Raw genomic sequence first — 14,073 nt, forward strand, 5'->3', positions numbered from 1 at the left:
CATTCGGGTAATGGTGGTGTTCGACCTCTGCCATGTTCAAACTTTGGGGACAGCTGGTTATCCCAGTGTTTTGATGAAACAGTTGGACAGGTTTCGACGTCGGTTAACCAGCGAATCAATGTCAGGCCAAAGCGCCATTCTGACCACCAGCAATCGTGGATTCGCTTTCAGTGCCTGTCTTCTGTGGGGCATCATGACTGCTAAAGGCAACAGCTACGATAATGCCTGTGCAGAAGGAAAGCTTCTTTCATTCACTGAAGATGGAATGCGTGCACGGATAGCGCTTTGTCAGCCGTGAACTGATGCGAATGGCTGTGTTTAATTATATCTATTGTGATTACAAGAGCTGGCCTCGTCACAGTGCCTGTGGCGGTCTCAGCCCGGAACAGTTGAAAACCAGAACCTCGCTTAGGGAAGGTGCGAACAAGTTCCTGATATGAGATCATCATATTCATCCGGAGCGCATCCCAGAGGGACATCATGAGCCATCAACTCACCTTCGCCGATAGTGAATTCAGCACTAAGCGCCGTCAGACCCGAAAAGAGATTTTCCTCTCCCGCATGGAGCAGATTCTGCCATGGCAGAATATGACCGCTGTCATCGAGCCGTTTTATCCCAAGGCGGGCAATGGCCGACGGCCCTATCCGCTGGAGACCATGCTGCGTATTCACTGCATGCAGCATTGGTACAACCTGAGCGACGGTGCCATGGAAGATGCCCTGTACGAAATCGCCTCCATGCGCCTGTTTGCCCGATTATCCCTGGATAGCGCCCTGCCGGATCGCACCACCATCATGAATTTCCGCCACCTGCTCGAGCAGCATCAACTGGCCCGTCAATTGTTCAAGACCATCAATCGCTGGCTGGCCGAAGCAGGCGTCATGATGACCCAAGGCACTTTGGTGGATGCCACCATCATTGAGGCACCCAGCTCTACCAAGAACAAAGAGCAGCAACGCGATCCGGAGGTAAGCGTCCAGCGAGAACCGTATTGACGGGGATGTGTTATTCAGTTGGCAGTGCGACGCGCCAGGGGAGTAGTTCGCTGACCCGGTTTATCGGCCAGTCAGCAATGACGTCAAGGACATAACGGAGGTAGCTTTCTGGCTCCACGCCGTTCAGTTTGCACGTTCCGATCAGGCTGTACAGCAGCGCTCCCCGCTCACCACCATGGTCAGAGCCGAAGAACAGGAAGTTTTTACGACCCAGACTGACCGTCCGCAGGGCATTTTCAGCGATGTTGTTGTCTGCTTCGGCCCAGCCATCGTCCGCATAGTACGTCAGTGCCGGCCACTGGTTAAGTGCGTACGCGAACGCTTTTGTCAGTTCTGAGTGTCGCGACAGAGTCTTCATCTTTTCACGCAACCAGCTTTCCAGGGATCTCAACAGCGGTTTCGTTTTTCGCTGACGTTCAGCAAGCCGCTGCTCTGACGGCATTCCCCTTATATCCGCCTCTATGGCGTACAACTGACCGATCTGCCTCAGGGCTTCTTCCGTCAGGGCTGACGGGGTGCGGATGTGCACATCGTGGATCTTTCGGCGGGCATGAGCCCAGCAGGCGGCTTCCGTTATCCGGCCATTGCGGTACAGCTCGTTGAACCCGGCGTACGCATCTGCCTGCAACACACCGCTGAAGCCGGCAAGATGGGTCTGCGGATGGATGCCTTTTCTGTCCGGGCTGTAAGCGAACCACGCGGCAGGTGCCAGCTCTGACCCGGCATTGCGGTCATCACGAACATACGTCCACAACCGCCCGGTCTTCGTCTTCTTATTGCCCGGCAACAGCACCGGGACGGGCGTGTCATCGGCGTGGAGCTTGCCGTCAGTCAGCACATAGTTCCGAAGTGCCTCTTCCAGCGGTGACAGCAGCCGGCAACATGCATCCACCCAGCCCGACAGCAGTGAGCGACTCAGCTCCACACCCTGGCGGCCGTATATTTCAGACTGGCGATACAGCGGGGTGTGCTCTGCATACTTAGAGGTTAGTACGCGGGCCAGCAACCCCGGTCCTGCTATACCCCGTTCGATGGGCCGCGAAGGCGCGGGGGCCTGCACAATGGCATCGCACTGAGTACAGGCGTGTTTTTCGCGTACAGTCCGGATAACCCGGAAGGCACTGCGCATCATCTCCAGCTGTTCGGCGGCATCCTCACCCAGATAACTCAGCAAGCCACCACACTCCGGGCAGCAGGGTTCTGCGGGTAATAGCCGTTTTTCATCGCGGGGAAGTGATTCGGGGAACGGTCTGCGGGTGCGGGTCTGACGCAGCGGGCGCTGCACGGCCGGATCATCCACCCGCCCCGTCAGCGTATCGCTTTCTTTCTGAAGCCGGTTCAAGTCAGCTTCCATCTGTGCGATACGGCGGGATACCTTTTCGGAACGACTGCCGAAGTTCATTCGGCGGAGTTTATCCAGCTGCGCCTGCAGATGGTCTATTTCACGCTCCCGGTTGCTCAGCTTTTCCTGAAGGGCGTGGATCAACGCTTCCTGTTCGGCCAGGCGCTGTTTTAGCAGAAGGATATCGTCAGAAGAGGTGTCATTCATAGGCCCGTATTTTACCAGGCTTATTCTGCGACAACCAGGATAAAGAGGCCTACAGCATGGTCAGGGATGTCAGCAGCCGCTTTGGCTGTCTCCAGTCGATACCTTCCATCAGCATTGCCAGCTGCGCCGGTGTCAGGAACACTTTGCCATCGCGAGCTGACGGCCAGGCGAAGCGCCCGCGCTCCAGCCGTTTGGTCAGCAGGCACAGCCCGTCACCGGTAGACCACAGCAGTTTGATCTGACTGCCGCTTCGGCCCCGGAAGATGAAGACATGCCCGGACATCGGATCGTCTTTCAGCGTCATCTGCACCTTTGCGGCGAGGCCATTGAAGCCGTTACGCATGTCGGTGATACCGGCAACCAGCCAGATTTTGGTGCCTGTTGGTAACGGGATCACCGTTTGAGCTCCTGTATCAGCACGGTCAGGAGCTTTTCGCTGACAGTACCGTTGAGGCGGAGCGTTCCGTGCCGGAACGTTACCTCACAGCTGATACTGAGGGTTTCCGGGTCCTCTGCGAGTGGCTCTGACTGTACGGCAGCTGCATCGAGAGTCACAGGAAGTAGCTGAGGACTCTCTGAAGAAGGTAATAGCAGCTTTCCCTCACGCCATTGTTGACGCCATTTGAACAACAGATTGGCGTTAATGCCATTTTGAAGCGCCAGCTTTGAGATGGATATCCCGGGTTCGCAGGAGGCAGCAACGAGCTGCTGTTTAAACTCAGGAGAATAATTAGGGCAGCCTTTACGCCTGCCGGGAGTCATATTTTTCTGCATATCTGACACTTTGGTTCCCACTACTTATTTGGTGGACACCACTTTGTCGGATGCTTCAGATTATGACCAGACGGTTCACGCTGTACGCTTACATCCGGAGATGCATCAGACCAAGAAAGGCAATCAGTGGCACTTTGGCATGAAGGCCCACATTGGTGTCGATGCCAAGAGTGGCCTGACCCACAGCCTAGTCACCACCGCGGCCAACGAGCATGACCTCAATCAGCTGGGTAATCTGCTTCATGGAGAGGAGCAATTTGTCTCAGCCGATGCCGGCTACCAAGGAGCGCCACAGCGCGAGGAGCTGGCCGAGGTGGATGTGGACTGGCTGATCGCCGAGCGTCCCGGCAAGGTAAAAACCTTGAAGCAGCATCCGCGCAAGAACAAAACGGCCATCAACATCGAATACATGAAAGCCAGCATCCGTGCCAGGGTGGAGCACCCGTTTCGCATCATCAAGCGGCAGTTCGGCTTCGTGAAAGCCAGATACAAGGGGCTGCTGAAAAACGATAACCAACTGGCGATGTTATTCACCCTGGCCAACCTGTTTCGGGTGGACCAAATGATACGTCAGTGGGAGAGATCTCAGTAAAAACCGGAAATAACGCCAGAAATGGTGGAAAAAATAGCCTAAATAGGCTGATTCGATGTGTTTGCGGGAAAAAAATCGGCCCAGATCCGCGAAATTTTAATCAACGAGTCAGCTTGGGAAGACATGACCTGCTTATTCGCACCTTCCCCAGTCTTCCATATCTTAATGTATTGTTGAATCGTTTATTACAGTGCCTTATGTTGGCTGATTAGATGACCAACAGCCCATACAGTGCCGAGATATCTGATTTAGGGCTTGTTGACCAGCTTTCGAGCGTATAAAACAAATCATCGGGCGATTTTATATCGCAAATACGAATATACTTTTCTACCATAGGAAGTAAGTATTCAGTCAAATCAGCATTACTGTTAAACCGTCCTAAATATTGGCCTGAGCTAATTTCTTCTCTCAGTAATCGGATGACTTCTGCACGGATCTTTGACCATTTGTTCTCACCTCCTTTACCTGATATTTTTTTATGCAGTTCCTTGTTTTTCTCTTGCAGGTACGCATCATGCTTGCTTGTGAACTCTTTTAAGCTATTGATAGCCTCAAACATTGCTCTAAAAAACTGAATCTCTTTATTATCAAAATTTTCGTCGGCAAAAATTCGTGTAGCAATGATGTAAAAATAGCATGAAACTTCAAAAAGATAGGGATACGGTATTTTATCATCGACAAGAAGTGCATCCAGACGTTCTGAGACATCTTCCCGCTTGATATCCATTTCATAGATAAAACGGAAGAAGATATCGTACACCAGCGTTTCATCTATTATCATCAAACTTGACATAGGTTCATCAAGGAACCTCTTCTGAAAGGCTGTAGGTTCTGAGGGGGGGTTGGCATGAAGCACATCAAACCATATCTCAAAAGCATTTTTTAATTCGCCTATATACACCTGCTCAAGCGGTTCAAGGGAACTGAATCTACTGTAAGCATACTTACCCAATGTTGATGGATGTTCTACATAGTACAGTGACATAAACCGATGCCAGTAATGATTCCCCGGTGTATCGCCATGCTCATCCACAAAAAGTTTTGCCTTCCTTGCTCTTCCCACCAAATACCCTCCTCATTGTCATAGTTAAACTTACCAGCCTAACCAGTATTCTGTTGAAATCATCATACGTTTCTATGTGATTGATCACATTAAGACAGGCTTGAAAAAATTGAAACGTAACACTTTGCCCCTGCACTTTAAAAGTGACAAATAGAAAAAGTCAAGACATCAAGTAAAATTTAAATAATTTTTTTGCTGATGGTGTCGTGGTGCATTCAGACAGTCTGTAGATTTCTCTTTCGTAGGGAGCAGCGAGCTCCGGTAATCAATCAAGAGGAACCCACAATGACAAACCCGCCACAAACAGAATATCCGGTTTACGCAAACTGGCATAACAACGAACAGACCGGGCAACGACTTTCACCAGATGTTGAAAAACGTACCCGCTTTGCAATGGGTGATGACATTCTGCTCAGTATGAAAGACATCACCGCTCACAGTGGTCTTAGCGACAAGCATTATTATTCCCTCATTAATCGAGGATTATTCCCTCGCCCCCTGAAAATAGGTCGATCCAGTCGCTGGCGGAGAAGTGATTATGAAGCATGGTTAAATGAGCGTGCTGCTGCCAGATAATACCCAAGCAGCAATAGCGAAAATAACGAAAATAGAAAACATAATAAAATAACCAACAAACAGGAAATGCATTGATGTCTTTAAATAAAAAAACAGAAAAAGAACACAGGACAACCTTCCCTTTGCACTGTTTACCTGAGCAACTAAAAGATACAGTTGAGCGTGTGAATATGTTTACAGGAATGTCAATGGAACTTACGATAAACATTATTTTTACCATGCTTTCAATTATCTGCCAGTACCTTGTTGGTGTTGTATCACCTTACTCGGGTATACCTGGCCCATGCTCTTTATACCTACTTACGCTTGCCGAGTCTGGTGAAGGTAAGACGTTTCTGTCACGACTGTTAATGAGGCCCTTTTACAGCCAGATTGAGAAAATGCAGCTTGAATACAGAGATCGGCTTACCATCTATAAAAGACAACATCGTATCTGGAAAACTAGCTTACAGGGATTCGATGCCAATCAACGTCAGGCTATAAAAAATGGAAAGGGTGTCGAGGATGCTCAGGTTCAGCTGGATGAACATTATAAAGGTGAACCAAAACGTCCTGTTGAGCCAAAATTCAGCTATCAGGATGTGACATTTAAAGCTCTTATCCAGGGCTTAAGCCTACATGCTGAAGCTGGCATCATTATGGATGAAGCGATCTCTTTTTTCAGAAGCGGGTTGAAAAATCATCTCGGACTGTTGAATAAAGGCTGGGATGGAGGGAAATATTCATTTGACAGAACAGATGGTGAGAACTACGAACTCCCATTATGTCTGATGCTTTCACTAATGATTCAGCCTGGCGTATTTAGTAATTATTTAGAAAAACATGGAGAGATGGCTAAAAGCAGTGGTTTACTTGCCCGATTCCTTGTTATGAAGGTAAAAAGCTCAATAGGGCAACGTAATAGCCGTATTGATGAAGAAGGGCTGAATGCAGTATTAGCTCCGTTTTATGACCACATTCAGGGGCTGTTAAGCCTTCTTGAAGCCCGGTTTTATGATGACAGTATACCGAAAGATCAACTGAGACTGTCAGATGATGCAAAAATGTTTCTTCAGGAAAAACAGAGAGAAATTGAGCAGGCTATTTTACCAGGCGGGAAGTATTCACATATCCGGGATTTTGCGTCAAAAGCTATAGAGCAGGCACTGCGACTGGCTACAATAATGACTTTTTATTTAACTAAACCTACAGGAGGCAGTTCGGCCGCTGACCTTATTTATACTAAGATTATCGATGCTCGTCAGATAAGAAATGCCATGACAATAGTGGATTGGTATTTGCAGCAGGCGAGCGACTTATTTTATCCACTGTCAGAGCGATACCAGTTTGAATGCGAAGTTCGAAGCCTCTGGAGCTTTATTGTTAAAAGACTGAACAAAAGTCAAGGTATACCATTTCCTAAATGTGAATTGCTTCAGTCTGGTCCGGGTCGTCTCAGGCACATAGATAAATTAACGCCTGCGTTAAATCAACTTATCAATCAGAGATTGTGTTGCATTATACGATACAACGGTTCCAGCATGTTACATATTGCAGGTTATTATTCAAACGGCTCTATATGTACAGGCGGTTTTCCCCACAACTACAGCATCGTACAAATGCAAAACCTGAAGGATGAAGGTTTCTGGCATGTTGATTTGTAAGATATTTACGACCATACAGGCAATTGTCAAACAAAACAGTATTTATTACTTTCGAATGCCAGTGTTGTTTCATTTGAAATGAAGGCAATCATCGCAGCGATCATGCTGAGGTTGATGAATAAATGACCAGATATGCACTTGCTCGTCTTAAAACAGTTGCTAGTATTGCTAATTTAGCAGATATATCAGCTTTTCAGAGCGTGATGGTGACGGGTGTTTGTTCAAAATTCGCTCATGATGTCTGGAGTGCATGATGCCCGGAACACCCCATGAAGCAGATCGTCACTTTCGATTTGGTAGTGGAAAATAGTGCTGTATGACTGTATTCACGTACCAGGTGTTCGTAACGCAATAAGGTAATTATACGTAATATATACTAACTAAATATCACATCACTATTCTTTACCAGCTATAGCAATCATTAGTGATAACATTCAATGAATTAAAGTACATACACATCATGACTAAATGCAGGAGAGATTGCGATAACCTTGTTTCCAGATTCTGGCTAGCACGACAGGAACGATTATGTGATAACCATTATCAGATCTTTTTATCCGGGGTCAACAGACGTGAACGGAGAGAAAATACCCGATGCGGATATTCACTTTGTCAGAATACGTTATCAGGAACAAGGAATAGAATATATTGCAGTGCAGTCTGTCGACAACGTGATTCCAGGAAATTCGATAACTTCAACGCTGAAAGTGTTCTGAGTTCATCGTACTGGACACATATGGAAAATGCAATCAAACGGAATCTTTATTTGTTAGGATCAGTTTCGAATATGGGAGATATCGTTAATTATTATCATCTGTATATACGCAAGTCTCGACACCAACGAAGTTATACCTCTCCACAGAAGGGATGTGATGGAAAAACAACGCTTGTTCCACTGTTTTGTCTGGATATCAGCCATTTATATCCGAACGCAAAGGGCGGAGCAAATACGGCTGAAAATCTGATTATAGCGCCTTCATTTATTAATCGCAGGAATAATGATGCTATCCCGTATCAGGGACAGGGGTTCGGGGGGATTCAGTCAACGGGGGAGTTGATCCCTTTTAACGGCAGTCTGTATGACAGTTTAACTGCGCGATTTGGTTCAGAGGAGGTGAATGCGGCATTAAGAGAAATTACACCTGCTAAACGTTTTTATGGCAATGTTCCCAGAGAGATTGAGTTTGGGGGTATTGAGCAACAGCTTCCCTTGTTCACTTTACTTCATGGGGAGTTGTGGCGTCTTGGGCATAACAAAATCTCAGAATGCCTGGGGGAGATCCGGCAGCTGTTCCCCGAATATCCCTTGTATCTGGAGTTACTGGCAATCGTTGGTTTTCATGCGGTGTTATCTGGCGATCCCGATCGCGTCATGGCGCTTTTATGCCGTGTTTTTAATAAATGCTTCGACGCCACCTCGTTGTTACGTGAGCCACACAAGCAGTGTATCGACCTGATGTATCGCTTACTGAGTAAGTATCTTCGTCGCTACTTCAGCGTTGAGGTAGACGACAGGGAAGCCGTGGTGGCGTTCTACAATGGTTTTTACTCACAGGAGATAATTGCGCCTGGTGATGCCGACGATGAAGTTGTGTGTTATCGCTATTGTACAGGCATCAAGAGTTCTGCCACCACCTTTTTCTATGTACCATCACAGAAGAAGGCACCTGTCGATTTATGGCTTCTTTTGGGGGAAGATCTTACTTTTGAATAAAGGATATTCCAGATATTTTTGCGGCTATATTACTTATCTGAAGAAGCAAGGAATCTTTCATCCAACAGTCTATAAGCCATTTTCTGCGCGACTTACCCGGTTCGTTACTGATGTAGCGTTCCGGGTTTTTTAGTTTTATGCGGCAGTTCCCAGCAGCAGCTATCTCGCGAGATTCACCGCTGCGTCATCTCTCTGGCTACAGATAAATCTTTCTCATGAATTTCAGCAGAAAAAAGACATCGCTCAGGCTGTTGACCCCGGCAATCAACTGATGCAACGCGATTCGCTGCCTGAACCGCATCCTGGCTGCCTGCCGGTTGGCAATCTTACGCCGGTACAGTCCGAGAAAATGGCGGCACTCAACCAGCGCATGCCTTCTCAGAGGGGTTCTGATTTCGTGGTGCTGTGGTAGAGATGAGAGCGCGAGAATGCCGCTAATAACGTCAATGTAGCTGTGCGCCCGGATATCGTAATAGTCCTGTCGGTGAGTAATGGATGCCGGATTCGTGATGTAGCAATAGTCTTTCCTGTCAGCGAAATAAAACAGACCGTTTGCAGCGGCCAGGTTAATCGTCCAGAGAATGTCCTTGTGGCTTTTTCCTTCCTGAAAGCGCAGATTATTCTTCCTGATGTAAGACGAGCGTACCATCTGCAGCCACAGGTAGTGCGGCCACTCTTTCTGCGCCACGCAATGTTGTATCCAGGCATGCCCGTTGAGCGCGTGACCGCAGGGCTGTTTGCGATGAACAGGTCGCCGCTGCAGGCAACTGCTGTCTGTGTGCCAGCCATTGAAAAGGGCAACATCGGCCTGGTTCTCCCGTGCGCTCTTCAGACGCTCCCGGAGAAACCCCTCTTCAATCCGGTCATCCGCATCCAGAAAGACCACCCACTCACCGCCGTGAACCGCCAGCGCGGTGTTACGTGCAGCATATACCCCCTGATTTTCCTGATGAACAAGAATCAGCCGCTCATCGGTGATGGCGTTAAGTATGGTCGACGTTTCGTCGGTAGAGCCGTCATCAACGACAATCACCTCAATGCTGAGTGTTTGTTCACTGAGGAGTACATGCACCAGATGGCCGATGCTGGCCTGCGCATTGAAGACCGGGATAATGACACTGACATCAATTTTAGGCTGCATATCGGGCTACGCTTTCCCTTCACTGTCATCTTTCTGACGCCTGACGGGGAGAATGCGTTTTTCCCTGATTTCCTGCTCAGTATCAAACAAGCACTCGTCGCAGTATTCCTTATCAAGCCCAAACAGGCGGCTGATGACGCCCCTTCTCTTGTTACATCTTGCACATCTTTTCATTCCGACACCTGTATCCCTTTGAGCCTGCCACTTTCAGTCCTGGTTAGGTAAATTCTTATAAAACAGACCATTAAAAATATTTCACCATCGTTCATGTGTTGTCTTTACAAAAAAATTAATTGATTATACAGATCAATTCTATTAAATCGATCGATAAAAACGATCATGATGTTGTCGATTACACGCACTTGGGCGTGGGTTTTTGGCGGGTCAATTCCACGGCCCGGAAAGGGGATCGACAACGAAGAGGACAGGATGAAGGTTTCCCGCTGGTTAGCGAGGTGATGAGCAGTTTCAGGAAGTAAAACCATTCAGAGAAACAAGCCCGTTTCTCGTTCAGTCATAAAAAAGGAGAAAATTGAATGAAAAAATACCGTCCACATCAGAAAACCATGCTGGCTGTTGTGCTCTGCATGGCAGCGTTTAATGCCTCTGCCGCATGGACTGTTAACGGTAGCTATTGCCAGACGTACAGTGATGACGGTGGAATCATTGTCCGGGTGAAGCCCGATAATATCGGCTTGATTGAAATGCAGGCCCAGTGTAATGGTCGTGGCTCATTTGATTTGACAGGCAGCAACTTTGGCGTCGGGGGTACCAGTTATCCATCCAGTGCGATGTGTAACGCTCAGACGCAGTACCACACCATCCAGTTCACGCCCACCACGAAAGATATTCGTTCAGTTATCAATACCATGACTGACAGTAAACAGGTGACCTTCAATACCTTTGGGACCTCTTTTACTGTCAATACCGCTGATTTTGCCAGCGCGTGTAGCTCGGTGATTAATCAGAAGGTGGCTGGATTCGATCCTCAGTCAGAATACAAACAGGGCATGGCAAAGATGGGTTACAAACAGGATGAAAACGGCCAATGGCATAAACAGTCAAAGCAGGCATTTTCACGCGAGGCTGACCCGGAAATAGCTGCCAGTTACAATCCAAAAGCGGGCGTTGCTGAAGGCTCTGGAAAAGGTGGGTTCCATGGTGAGGGAGCCAGTAAAAATCTTTATGACCCGGGTAGCCTGGCGCAAAAGGATGCAGAAGCGGCAAACGAAGCCCGCCGCCTCGCGGCACAAAATCGTGTGTCGAAAACTACCCCAAAAATAACAGAACCAGAGAAGCAGACAGCTCAGCAGCCTGCGGATCTCCCGGTGAATGCGTTCTGTACCCTGGATAACGGGAAAAATGTGGGGGTCTATGCCGCCGCAGGGAAGGATTATCGCTACACCTACACGGATAAGAACGATAAACCCGAGCTGGAGTTAACGGAAGGGCTGTTCGGTGTGAAAGCCTTCCACTACCACGCACCGCTGGGAATGGGGTCGGCCAGTTACATCCGCTTTAACAAAGGGGTATACGACTACATTCTGCTGAATAAAGACACCGGACATGAAGAGTTTCAGGGCATCCGGGTGTACAAAAACGGGGATCTGATTTCGGCTCATGAATGTAAAACCCGTCTGACGCTCGATACCCGCGAGCTTCCCCAGGACAGTCACGTTGACAACGAAAAAATGGGTGAACACTTCACCCTGAACTGACAGTAAAAATCATTAACCACAGGGATAACCCTTGCCAGCAGGCCACACCCTCTCAGGAGGGCGTGGCCTGTTGCTTTTATGTCCTCTGACAGCAAACCCCCCGCCAGGCTCATTACAGCAATGTCCCTGGCCTTTCTTTTATCCACTGTTTAAGCAGGAGAACGAATGGAAAATAACGATGATATTGACGTTGAGTATGACGATGAGATGCCAGCAGAAGAACACAACCCCCGCAGCATTCAGGCGATGATGGGCTGGCTCTATGACAAAGCCGTCAGTGGGATTGCCGGGATCGAGTCGGCTGAAACCCTGGCAGAACGCTATCTCACGGATGCGGAGGGGGATGTGACAAAGGCCGCTCATGCGATGATCCGCTGGGAGAGCGTTAAGGCGGGCAGTACCGGCTTTTTATCCGGAGTGGGCGGGGTGGTGGCGATGCCCGTCACGCTGCCCCTGAACATCACCAGCGTACTGTTTCTCCAGACCCGACTGGTGGCAGCCATCGCCTGCCTTGGTAAACGCAATCTGGCTGATGAACGTATCCGGGCACTTGCCGGGCTGTGTCTGTGTGGTAACGCTGCCAAAGCGCTGTTGCAGGAAGTGGCGTTACAGGCGATGGAGAACTGGACCCGGCCCTTCACACGGAGGATTGTGGAGAAAACCCTGGTGCTGATGGCTACCCGGACAGGCATACGCACCGGCGGTCAGTTTATTCGTCTGGTGCCCCTGGCCGGTGGTGTGGTCAGCGGGGCGGTGGATGTCACCACCACCCGCACAATTGGCCGCATTGCCTGCACCACGTTTCTGCCACCTTATCCGGGGCAACGGAAATCATGAGAAATCATCAGGTTCCCTCGTTGCCACAAGGGACGTTCACCCGCGCTCAGGCTGAAGCTATAGCCGCCGCATACATCAATATTTCTATAGAAGATGACCAGGGCATCCATTTTCGTCTGGTTATCCGCGATACCGACGACATGCTTATCTGGCGCGACTGGAACTTTGCCCCGGATGCCGGGGTGATGCTCAATCGCTATATCGTCAGTGATGGTATCCCTGTTCCTTCACTCTCTGACGACAACTAACCACAGTCAGCGTCCATCGTCGTTCTTTATCACAACCGCCACCCCCTGCATCAGGCCATGTTCTTCGGAGCATGGTCTTTTGCTTTTATGCCGTTAGCCACAAGGAGTTTTCATTATGCGATTAGCCAGCCGCTTTGGCCGAACCAACCAGATACGCCGTGATCGTCCACTAACCCACGACGAATTACACCAGCATGTTCCCAGCGTTTTTGGCGAAGACAAGCACGAATCCCGCTCGGAGCGCTACTGCTATATCCCGACTATCACTCTGCTGGAGAATCTTCATCGCGAAGGATTTGAGCCTTTCTTTGCCTGTCAGACTAAAGTGCGTGATCAGAGCAAGCGTGAGCATACGAAGCACATGCTCCGTCTGCGCCGTGCCGGGCAGATAAACGGTCAGCAGGTGCCGGAAATCATCATTCTTAATTCGCACGATGGCGCATCCAGCTTTCAGTTATTACCAGGGATCTTCAGAAGTGTTTGTACAAACTCGCTCGTCTGCGGTCAGTCGTTTGGCGAGATCCGCGTACCGCATCGCGGTGATGTCGTTGAAAAAGTGATTGAAGGCGCTTACGAAGTCCTCGGCGTGTTTGACCGGGTGGAGGAGAAACGCGAGGCCATGCAGTCACTGCTGGTGCCGCCACCCGCTCAGCAGGCGTTTGCGAAAGCAGCGCTGGCCTACCGTTTTGGCGAAGAGCATCAGCCCATCACCGAATCCCAGGTACTGACGCCACGTCGCTGGCAGGACGAAAAAAGTGATTTGTGGACGACTTTCAATACGCTTCAGGAAAATTTGAGTAAGGGAGGCTTAAATGGCCGCTCCGCACAGGGTAAACGCAGCCGTACACGCGCGGTTAACGGTATCGACGGCGATATCAAGCTGAACCGCGCGCTGTGGGTGATGGCCGAAGAATTACAACAGGCACTGAGCTGATGCAGCACGTTCCTGCGAATGCTTATCAGCAGTCTGGCCCGTCTCTCTGCAAAACCAGCCCGGCTGCCGTTCTGTATCCGACGATGACCTCTGCGCCTGGTGCAGGCATCTCTGCTACCGGCCTGGTGAACTTAGCCTTTGTCAGCAGGCTGATGCGAATGGTATCTGGCCCTCACGGTGCGATATCGATGGCTATGCACAATCCTGCCCACGGCAACTCCTGACCACATCACCTGCTGAACTTACCTGCCGGTAACACGGCACGCCTGTTACGCCAAAAATCACACG

The 14,073-nt window shown here is 49.3% G+C and carries 14 protein-coding genes and 3 pseudogenes; 12 read left to right on the top strand and 5 right to left on the bottom strand.

Features of this window, described 5'->3' with window-relative positions; all coding sequences use genetic code 11:
• Positions 1-181 precede the first annotated feature (181 nt).
• Positions 182-412 (top strand): annotated as a pseudogene (locus KGP22_RS02425) (IS3 family transposase); the annotation flags it as partial.
• Between the two features lie 68 nt (positions 413-480).
• Positions 481-972 (top strand): annotated as a pseudogene (locus KGP22_RS02430) (IS5-like element ISKpn26 family transposase); the annotation flags it as partial.
• A gap of 34 nt (positions 973-1,006) precedes the next feature.
• On the opposite strand, the gene KGP22_RS02435 reads toward KGP22_RS02430, so the two are convergent.
• Genes KGP22_RS02435 through KGP22_RS02445 form a run of 3 tightly spaced genes read right to left on the bottom strand, consistent with a single transcriptional unit; the run spans position 1,007 to position 3,319 of the window.
• Positions 1,007-2,545, bottom strand: coding sequence for an IS66 family transposase (locus KGP22_RS02435; RefSeq protein WP_223579781.1), 1,539 nt, complete (start codon positions 2,543-2,545; stop codon positions 1,007-1,009).
• Between the two features lie 49 nt (positions 2,546-2,594).
• The gene (gene tnpB / locus KGP22_RS02440) at positions 2,595-2,942 is read right to left on the bottom strand and encodes an IS66 family insertion sequence element accessory protein TnpB (RefSeq protein ID WP_073001021.1); all 348 of its coding nucleotides are present in this window, start codon (positions 2,940-2,942) and stop codon (positions 2,595-2,597) included.
• Entirely contained in the window at positions 2,939-3,319 is a 381-nt protein-coding gene (locus tag KGP22_RS02445; RefSeq protein ID WP_073001090.1) for a transposase, read from the bottom strand. Before KGP22_RS02445 ends, tnpB begins: the two co-directional genes overlap by 4 nt.
• A 94-nt stretch (positions 3,320-3,413) precedes the next feature.
• Here KGP22_RS02445 and KGP22_RS02450 point away from each other — a divergent pair.
• A pseudogene (locus KGP22_RS02450) lies at positions 3,414-3,911 on the top strand (IS5-like element ISKpn26 family transposase); the annotation flags it as partial.
• Complete coding sequence (locus tag KGP22_RS24270) at positions 3,893-4,123, top strand: hypothetical protein (protein WP_348984604.1); 231 nt, start codon at positions 3,893-3,895, stop codon at positions 4,121-4,123. The pseudogene KGP22_RS02450 and the gene KGP22_RS24270, both read left to right, overlap by 19 nt.
• On the opposite strand, the gene KGP22_RS02455 is transcribed toward KGP22_RS24270, so the two are convergent.
• The gene (locus KGP22_RS02455) at positions 4,120-4,974 is read right to left on the bottom strand and encodes a hypothetical protein (protein ID WP_047359033.1); all 855 of its coding nucleotides are present in this window, start codon (positions 4,972-4,974) and stop codon (positions 4,120-4,122) included. The genes KGP22_RS24270 and KGP22_RS02455 overlap by 4 nt on opposite strands.
• Before the next feature lie 285 nt (positions 4,975-5,259).
• Between KGP22_RS02455 and KGP22_RS24275 the strand changes: the two genes are divergently transcribed.
• The 3 genes from KGP22_RS24275 (at position 5,260) to KGP22_RS02470 (ending at position 8,907) form a co-directional block, all read left to right on the top strand.
• Positions 5,260-5,550, top strand: coding sequence for an AlpA family phage regulatory protein (locus KGP22_RS24275; protein WP_308412129.1), 291 nt, complete (start codon positions 5,260-5,262; stop codon positions 5,548-5,550).
• Between the two features lie 74 nt (positions 5,551-5,624).
• A complete protein-coding gene (locus KGP22_RS02465; RefSeq protein WP_052951288.1) occupies positions 5,625-7,193 on the top strand; it encodes a YfjI family protein in 1,569 nt (522 codons plus the stop codon).
• 736 nt (positions 7,194-7,929) lie between these two features.
• Complete coding sequence (locus KGP22_RS02470; RefSeq protein ID WP_047359031.1) at positions 7,930-8,907, top strand: hypothetical protein; 978 nt, start codon at positions 7,930-7,932, stop codon at positions 8,905-8,907.
• A gap of 196 nt (positions 8,908-9,103) precedes the next feature.
• Here KGP22_RS02470 and KGP22_RS02475 read toward each other — a convergent pair whose 3' ends face one another.
• Positions 9,104-10,048, bottom strand: a complete 945-nt coding sequence (locus KGP22_RS02475) for a glycosyltransferase (RefSeq protein WP_047359030.1) — start codon at positions 10,046-10,048, stop codon at positions 9,104-9,106.
• A gap of 536 nt (positions 10,049-10,584) precedes the next feature.
• Between KGP22_RS02475 and KGP22_RS02480 the strand changes: the two genes are divergently transcribed.
• From KGP22_RS02480 to KGP22_RS02500, 5 genes are all read left to right on the top strand, one after another.
• Positions 10,585-11,766 carry a hypothetical protein gene (locus KGP22_RS02480; protein ID WP_052671753.1) on the top strand — a complete coding sequence of 394 codons (1,182 nt, stop codon included), beginning with the start codon at positions 10,585-10,587 and terminating at the stop codon, positions 11,764-11,766.
• Positions 11,767-11,931: 165 nt separating this feature from the next.
• Complete coding sequence (locus KGP22_RS02485) at positions 11,932-12,603, top strand: EcsC family protein (protein WP_045405089.1); 672 nt, start codon at positions 11,932-11,934, stop codon at positions 12,601-12,603.
• The gene (locus tag KGP22_RS02490) at positions 12,600-12,851 is read left to right on the top strand and encodes a DUF905 family protein (RefSeq protein ID WP_023312599.1); all 252 of its coding nucleotides are present in this window, start codon (positions 12,600-12,602) and stop codon (positions 12,849-12,851) included. Before KGP22_RS02485 ends, KGP22_RS02490 begins: the two co-directional genes overlap by 4 nt.
• A gap of 115 nt (positions 12,852-12,966) precedes the next feature.
• Positions 12,967-13,785 (top strand): DUF932 domain-containing protein, encoded by an 819-nt coding sequence (locus KGP22_RS02495; RefSeq protein ID WP_045405091.1) that lies wholly within the window; start codon positions 12,967-12,969, stop codon positions 13,783-13,785.
• Positions 13,785-14,009, top strand: a complete 225-nt coding sequence (locus KGP22_RS02500) for a hypothetical protein (protein WP_045405093.1) — start codon at positions 13,785-13,787, stop codon at positions 14,007-14,009. Before KGP22_RS02495 ends, KGP22_RS02500 begins: the two co-directional genes overlap by 1 nt.
• Positions 14,010-14,073 lie beyond the last annotated feature (64 nt).

It is taken from the genome of Enterobacter sp. JBIWA005, assembly GCF_019968805.1.
Classification (GTDB): Bacteria; Pseudomonadota; Gammaproteobacteria; order Enterobacterales; family Enterobacteriaceae; genus Enterobacter; species Enterobacter vonholyi.

Coding starts and splice junctions, on each gene's coding strand:
- KGP22_RS02480 (WP_052671753.1), top strand. CDS start 10,585: ATGAAAAAATACCGTCCACATCAGAAAACCATGCTGGCTGTTGTGCTC.
- KGP22_RS02445 (WP_073001090.1), bottom strand. CDS start 3,319: ATGCAGAAAAATATGACTCCCGGCAGGCGTAAAGGCTGCCCTAATTAT.
- KGP22_RS02490 (WP_023312599.1), top strand. CDS start 12,600: ATGAGAAATCATCAGGTTCCCTCGTTGCCACAAGGGACGTTCACCCGC.
- KGP22_RS02485 (WP_045405089.1), top strand. CDS start 11,932: ATGGAAAATAACGATGATATTGACGTTGAGTATGACGATGAGATGCCA.
- KGP22_RS02470 (WP_047359031.1), top strand. CDS start 7,930: ATGGAAAATGCAATCAAACGGAATCTTTATTTGTTAGGATCAGTTTCG.
- KGP22_RS02495 (WP_045405091.1), top strand. CDS start 12,967: ATGCGATTAGCCAGCCGCTTTGGCCGAACCAACCAGATACGCCGTGAT.
- KGP22_RS02465 (WP_052951288.1), top strand. CDS start 5,625: ATGTCTTTAAATAAAAAAACAGAAAAAGAACACAGGACAACCTTCCCT.
- KGP22_RS24275 (WP_308412129.1), top strand. CDS start 5,260: ATGACAAACCCGCCACAAACAGAATATCCGGTTTACGCAAACTGGCAT.
- KGP22_RS02500 (WP_045405093.1), top strand. CDS start 13,785: ATGCAGCACGTTCCTGCGAATGCTTATCAGCAGTCTGGCCCGTCTCTC.
- KGP22_RS02435 (WP_223579781.1), bottom strand. CDS start 2,545: ATGAATGACACCTCTTCTGACGATATCCTTCTGCTAAAACAGCGCCTG.
- KGP22_RS02475 (WP_047359030.1), bottom strand. CDS start 10,048: ATGCAGCCTAAAATTGATGTCAGTGTCATTATCCCGGTCTTCAATGCG.